The following is a 6,312-nucleotide window of genomic DNA, read 5'->3' as shown; positions in this document are numbered from 1 at the left end:
CGTCGCGATCGACGAGGCAGATGTGCGTCTCCTCCATCGAGACGTCCAGCCCAGCAAAGTATTCCATGATCGATCTCCTCTGTTGCAGCGGAGACAATCCTATCGGCCTCCGAAGAAGAGCAGCCAGACCGTTACCCCATGTTGAAAAAACGGCCGTTCAGACCCATATCAACGTTCTGCCGACCGCGCCGTTCCGCTCCGAAGCCTCGCCCCGCGAGCCTTTTGGGATATGCGTGGTGCCTGGCGTCACGACAGGACCCGTCTTGCGGTCGCGCAGGAAGGCAGCGGAGCATCTGACCGAGCCGTGGACTTTACGTCTCGGGCGGACCGGATGCTTCACCGATGAGATGGATCGCCGGTTCACGTTCCGAGCGGGGCGCGGCGATCGATCAACGCAGAAAGGAGCTGCGATGCAGGTTCTTGTTCGCGACAACAACATCGACCAGGCCTTGCGCGTGCTGAAGCGGAAACTTCAGCGCGAAGGCCTCATGCGCGAAGTGAAGCGGCACACGGCCTATGAGAAACCCTCGGAGCGCCGCATCCGCGAAAGGGCCACAGCCGTGCGGCGGGCCCGCAAGGCGGCCCTCAAGCAGGCGCGCCAGGAAGGTCTGATCGCGGCGCCACGCCCGAAAAATCGCCCGCTCCGCGTTGGAAGCGGGGGTGCCGCGCGTTGATTTCGATACCAATTCGGCTCGATCTGGCTTAAGGCGCCCGCGCGGGCCGATAAACAACCCGTAACAACCCGAGAGAAGATCACCCTTGAAGAATCCGAGCGACCGCAGCTTCACCGACCGTCAGGCCAACTCCGCCAAAGCCAAGCAGGCGCTGCTTGAGCGTTTCAAGGCACGGCCCAAGGTCGATGACCCGGTCATGGTGCAGCGACGCGAGGAGCGGGAAGCCATCGCTCAGGCTCGCGCCGAACGCGAAACCGAGAAGGCGAAGATCCGGGCCGAGAAGGAGCGCCTCGAGGCGCTCGAGCGCGCGCGGATCGAAGAAGAGAAGCGCCAGGAAGAGATCGCCCGCGAGGCCGCCCGCAAGGCGGAGCAGGCCAAGCGTGATGCCGAGCGGCCGCGCAAGGTGCTGCTCGAAGCGGTCCAGTACATGCAGATGCGCACGGCCGGCAAGCGCCGCTAGCGCACTTTCCGCTCGGCTGATGCCAGCCGAGCGCCAAGAATTCGCGCATGTCATCAATGCGATCTGGGGCGCCGCGGGCGCCCCTTTTCATGTCCGCCTGGCCGCGACGGCGGTTCGACAGTCTTGAAATGGCTGGTTTTCGGGCAAAAAAGCTCGTTCTCTCCCCGATGACCTATCGGCAAATCCGCTCGTGCACATTAATGTGCGCCTGGGTTGAACCTTTTCCCTGCTCGCCGCGACGAATGGGTGCGAGCCGGGATGCCTGGCCTTCGAGGGGCAATGCATACGGAATCGGACGAGGATCTCGTCAAACGGATCGCATCGGGCGACCGGCTCGCGATGAAGGTGCTGTTCTCACGGCATCAGGTGCGGGTCTACCGTTTCGTGCTGCGGCTCGTCCGCGACGAGACGCTTGCCGAGGATGTGATCAGTGACGTGTTCATGGATCTCTGGCGACAGGCGGATCGCTTCGAGGCACGCGCCTCGGTCTCGACCTGGCTGCTCGCCATCGCCCGGAACAAGGCGTGGTCGCTCCTGCGCAAGCGCCGCGACGCCGAGCTGGACGAGGATTACGCCGGCAGCATCGAGGATGAATCCGACGGCCCCGAGATCGTGCTCCAGAAGCAGGACAAGGGCCTTGCGATCCGCGCTTGCCTCGAACGCCTTTCGGCCGAGCACCGCGAGGTCGTCGACCTCGTCTATTACCACGAGACCTCCGTCGAGGAGGTCGCGCGGATCGTCGGCATTCCCGAAAACACCGTCAAGACCCGGCTTTTCCATGCCCGCAAGAAGCTGGGCGAGATGCTCAAGGCTGCCGGTATCGACCGTGGCTGGCCTTGAGGCGTTGCGTGTTATGAAGCGCGGCCAGGCCGCCGGAGGAGTGGCGTGATGACCGACAGCATCGCAAGCGATCCGAAGCGCCGCGAGCTCGAGGAGCTGCTGCCCTTCTATGCCAATGGCCGCATCTCGGACGCCGACAAGCGCCGCGTCGAAGCCGCGCTCGCCGGCGACGCCGAGCTCGCCGCCCGGCTCGACATCATCCGCGACGACATGGCCGAGACGGTTCTGCTCAACGAGAGCCTCGGCGCCCCGTCGCATCGTGCCCTCGAAAAGCTGATGGCCGAGATCGACACGGCTCCCCATCAGGCGCCGCTGTTGACCCGGGCGACCGACAGCATGGGCCGCGGCTTCCTGGGTTGGCTCGGCGGCCTGCTCGCGTCGCTGCCGCCGCGCCGGCTCGCCTATGCCAGCGCGGCCGCCATCGCGCTGATCGCGCTGCAGGGCGTCGCCATCACCGGGCTCGCGCTGCGGGACGGGGGCGCCGGCTTCCAGACGGCTTCGGCCCCGGGCTCGCGGGCTTCGGAGCGCTATGTCTTGCTGAGCTTCGCTCCGGAGGCGAAAGCCGGCGAGATCGCCGCTTTCTTCAAGCGCTTCGATGCCTCGGTCGTTGACGGGCCGCGCGCGAACGGCTTCTTCAAGGTGCGTGTCGGCGATGCCTCGCTGTCATCAGCCCAGGTCGATGCGATCGCGACGCGGATGAAGAGCGAGAGCGGCATCGTCAGCTTCGTCGCGCCCGCGCCCTGATCGATCCTTTTGAGGCGCCGCTCGCCGGCGCCATGGCATGATGTTCTGCGGCGGGAGGGCCAGGCCATGCTGCGATCCGGCTTCACAAGCGGGACCGCGCTGATGCGGTGCCTCGCGGGCGCTGCATTGCTCATATGGGCGACGGCGCTTGTTCCTGCCGCCGCTCGTGCCCAGGCTCCCGCGGCCGGGCCCCAGCAGCCCGCCGCCAACGGGGCCAACCGTTCGATGCGCGTGCCGCCGGGGTCTTGGATGCAGCGCCAGCCGCGCGCCATCGTGCCGGCGCCGGACGAGACCCGTTTCGTCCCGGACGAGGTGCTGTTCGAGCTGGCGCCAAACGCCGAGGCCGATATCGTGCTGCGTCGCTATGGCGCGACCCTGATCGCCCGCCAGCGCTTCGAACTGGCCAACGTCACCATCATCCGCGCCAGGCTGGAGGCCGGCCGCGACCTGCGGGCCGTGCTGACCCAGATGGGTGACGACAGCAGCATCGCCGGCGCCCAGCCGAATTTCCTCTTCGATCTGCAGCAGGGCACGCCGCCCGGGCCGGGCTCCGCGAACGCTTCGGCTGCGCCGACGACGGCGTCTTCCGAGGCAAGCGGGCCGCCGGCCCCCAGCCTGCGGCTTGGGGAGCCCGCGACGGCGGCGCGCGGGACGGCGGCCGTCCGGCGCGTGCTGCCGCCGCAATATGTCGTCGACAAGCTGCGTCTCGGCGAAGCCCGCAAGCTCGCGCTCGGGCGCGGCATTCGCGTCGGCATGATCGATTCCGGCGTGGACATGGAGCATCCCGAGATCAGCGGCTCGGTCCTCGCCTATCTCGACGCCGTCGACGGGCTGGCGACCCCGCACGCGCACGGCACCTCCATGGCGACGGCCATCGTCGCGCATGGCGAATTGCAGGGCATCGCGCCGGCCGCCCGGCTGATCGTCGCCCGCGCCTTCGGCGGCCCGCAGGCGAGCTCGGCCAATGGCAAGTCCTTCCAGATCCTGACGGCGCTGGAATGGGTGGTTCAGCAGCGGGCGAAGGTGGTCAATCTCAGCTTCGCCGGGCCGCAGGATCGCCTGCTGTCAAAGGCGCTGGCCGGCGCAAAGGAGCGCGGCGTCATTGCGGTGGCGGCCGCCGGCAATGGCGGCATCCGCTCGGCACCGCTCTACCCCGGCGCCGACCCCAGCGTCATCGCCGTGACGGCGACCGATGCCGACGACAAGGTCTTCATCGATGCCAACCGCGGTGCTTACGTCGCCATCGCCGCGCCGGGCGTCGATGTGCTGACGGCTGAGCCGGGAGGGCGCTACGCGTTCACCTCCGGCACCTCGATCGCGGCCGCCCATGTCTCCGGGCTCGTCGCGCTGCTGCTGGAGAAGCAGCCTGAGCTCGATCCCGACAGCGCCCGCCGCATCCTCGCCGAGAGCGCGACCGATCTCGGCTCGAAGGGGCGCGACCCTGTCTTCGGCGCCGGGCGGATCGATCCTGCGGCAGCGCTGGCGCGCGTTCTGCCGGTCGCGACGGCACGGCCCTGATCGGTTCTTTCGCAGAAGCCTCCCTTATCCTCCAGCCCTCATCCTGAGGAGCAGCCGGAGGCTGCGTCTCGAAGGATGGTCAGGAGGTTCCGGAACTATCTGGAGCATCCGTCGAGACGCAAGCTTCGCTTGCCCTTCAGGAGGAGGGCTCGGAAGTGTCCGAAAGGACTCTGAGCTATCGGCGCTCTTGACCTGCGCCCCCGCATCGGCCTGATGGCGCGATGCCACGCCCGAAACTTCTCTTCGTCGCCACCGAGGACTGGTTCTTCGCCTCGCATTTCCTGCCGATGGCGCGGGCGGCGCGCGAACTTGGCCTCGACGTTGCCGTCATCGCGCGCGAGCGCAACCATCGGCGCGCCATCGAGGCGACGGGTGCGCGGCTGATCGCGTTGGAGGCAGAGCGGCGCAGCCTCGATCCGCGCGCGCTGGTCAAGCAGGTCGCCGCGCTGAGACGGCTGATCGCGGCTGAAAAACCCGATATCCTGCATTGCATTGCGCTGAAGCCGATCGCGCTCGCCGGCCTTGCCGGCAAGCTCGCCGGTATCGACCGGCGGGTCTATGCGCTGACCGGCCTCGGCTTCCTCGGCGCCAGGCAGGGGGCTCTGGCCGCCGCAGCCCGCTTCGCTGCGATCGCCTGGCTGCGCGGGGCGATCGACGGCCCGCAGGTGCGCTTCCTCTTCGAGAACCCGGATGATCCGGTCACGCTGGGCTTGGACCCGCAGGACGCCGCCAAGGTCGCGATCGTCGGCGGGGCCGGGGTCGATCCGCTGATGCTGATGCCGTCGCCGATGCCGCCGGCGCCGCCGCTCAAGGCCGCGCTCGTCGCGCGCATGCTCTGGTCCAAGGGCGTCGACCTTGCGGTCGAGGCGGTCAGGCTCGCCCGTGCCGAGGGGGCCAGGGTTGAACTCACCATCCACGGTGCGCCCGACCCGTCCAATCCGAAGGCGATCCCCGAGGCGACATTGAAGGAGTGGGCGGCACGGCCCGGCATCAACTGGGCCGGCCCGACCCGGGATGTCGAGGCGGTCTGGAAGGCGCATCATCTCTGCATCCTGCCCTCGCGTGGCGGCGAAGGCCTGCCGCGCACGATCCTGGAGGCGGCCGCTTGCGGCCGGCCGATCCTGACGACCGATGTGCCGGGCTGCCGCAGCTTCGTCCGCGAGGGACAGGATGGCATGGTCGTGCCGGCCGACGATGCGGCGGCATTGGCCAAAGCGCTCACCGTATTCGCCCGCGCGCCCGGTCTCGCGGAGCGGATGGGCGCGAATGCCCGCGCCCGCCTGCTCGACGGCCATACCGAGCGCGATGTGATGAACGCTGTGAAGGCGCTGTATCAGGGGCTGCTGGCCGCGCCTGCGACGGAGAAGGTCGCGTGAGCGAGGCGGCGTCGGCTCTCGACCGCGAGGGCTTCATCCGCGCGCATACGCGGTTGCTGCCTGTTCCGCACGCCGCGGAGATTTCCCTGCATGTCGCCGAGGAGGCGACCGAACTCTGGCAGAAGACCGAGGAGGAGCTTGCCGTCATCGGTCTGCCGCCCCCCTTCTGGGCTTTCGCCTGGGCCGGCGGGCAGGCGCTGGCGCGCTATCTGCTGGACAATCCACAGATCGTGGCGGGCCGGCATGTCCTCGATTTCGCCTCCGGCTCCGGGCTGGTGGCGATCGCTGCCGCAAAGTCGGGCGCCGCGCGGGTCGAGGCCTGCGATATCGATGCCTTCGCGGTTGCTGCGATCGGCATCAACGCTGCCGCCAACGACGTCACGGTGACGGCGCGGGCCGACGATCTCATCGGCCGCGACGAGGGCTGGCAGGTCGTCTGCGCCGGGGATGTCTGCTACGAGCGCGACATGGCCGAGCGCGTCATCGCCTGGCTCTCCGCCCTATCTGCCCGCGGCGCGACCGTGCTGATCGGCGATCCCGGCCGCAGCTATCTGCCGAAGGGACGGCTGGAGACGGTCGCGACCTACCAGGTGCCGGTGACGCGCGCATTGGAGGACGCCGAGATCAAGCGCAGCTCGGTCTGGCGCTTGGCCGGTTGACGCATATCGGTGGCCGGCCGCAGCGAAGCGCAGAGCTGCGA

At 68.4% G+C, this 6,312-nt stretch carries 7 protein-coding genes; all 7 read left to right on the top strand.

Going from position 1 to position 6,312, the window contains the following annotated elements; translation table 11 throughout:
• The first annotated feature begins 410 nt into the window (after window positions 1-410).
• Window positions 411-674: a 30S ribosomal protein S21 gene (gene rpsU, locus AC1DE3_RS25035; protein WP_441510105.1), complete on the top strand. Its 264-nt coding sequence runs from the start codon at window positions 411-413 to the stop codon at window positions 672-674.
• Window positions 675-759: 85 nt separating this feature from the next.
• Window positions 760-1,134: a DUF6481 family protein gene (locus AC1DE3_RS25030; protein WP_441509648.1), complete on the top strand. Its 375-nt coding sequence runs from the start codon at window positions 760-762 to the stop codon at window positions 1,132-1,134.
• Between the two features lie 279 nt (window positions 1,135-1,413).
• Window positions 1,414-1,974, top strand: a complete 561-nt coding sequence (locus AC1DE3_RS25025) for a sigma-70 family RNA polymerase sigma factor (RefSeq protein ID WP_476780658.1) — start codon at window positions 1,414-1,416, stop codon at window positions 1,972-1,974.
• A 48-nt stretch (window positions 1,975-2,022) separates the two neighbouring features.
• A complete protein-coding gene (locus tag AC1DE3_RS25020; protein WP_476780659.1) occupies window positions 2,023-2,718 on the top strand; it encodes an anti-sigma factor family protein in 696 nt (231 codons plus the stop codon).
• Window positions 2,719-2,967: 249 nt separating this feature from the next.
• The gene (locus AC1DE3_RS25015; RefSeq protein WP_476780660.1) at window positions 2,968-4,236 is read left to right on the top strand and encodes a S8 family serine peptidase; all 1,269 of its coding nucleotides are present in this window, start codon (window positions 2,968-2,970) and stop codon (window positions 4,234-4,236) included.
• Between the two features lie 221 nt (window positions 4,237-4,457).
• Window positions 4,458-5,612 (top strand): glycosyltransferase, encoded by a 1,155-nt coding sequence (locus AC1DE3_RS25010; protein ID WP_476780661.1) that lies wholly within the window; start codon window positions 4,458-4,460, stop codon window positions 5,610-5,612.
• Complete coding sequence (locus AC1DE3_RS25005; protein WP_476780662.1) at window positions 5,609-6,271, top strand: class I SAM-dependent methyltransferase; 663 nt, start codon at window positions 5,609-5,611, stop codon at window positions 6,269-6,271. The genes AC1DE3_RS25010 and AC1DE3_RS25005 overlap by 4 nt, the downstream gene beginning before the upstream one ends.
• Window positions 6,272-6,312: the final 41 nt, after the last annotated feature.

Source organism: Allobosea sp. 10L417 (genome assembly GCF_056395485.1).
This window is presented reverse-complemented; position numbering and strand designations above follow the sequence as displayed.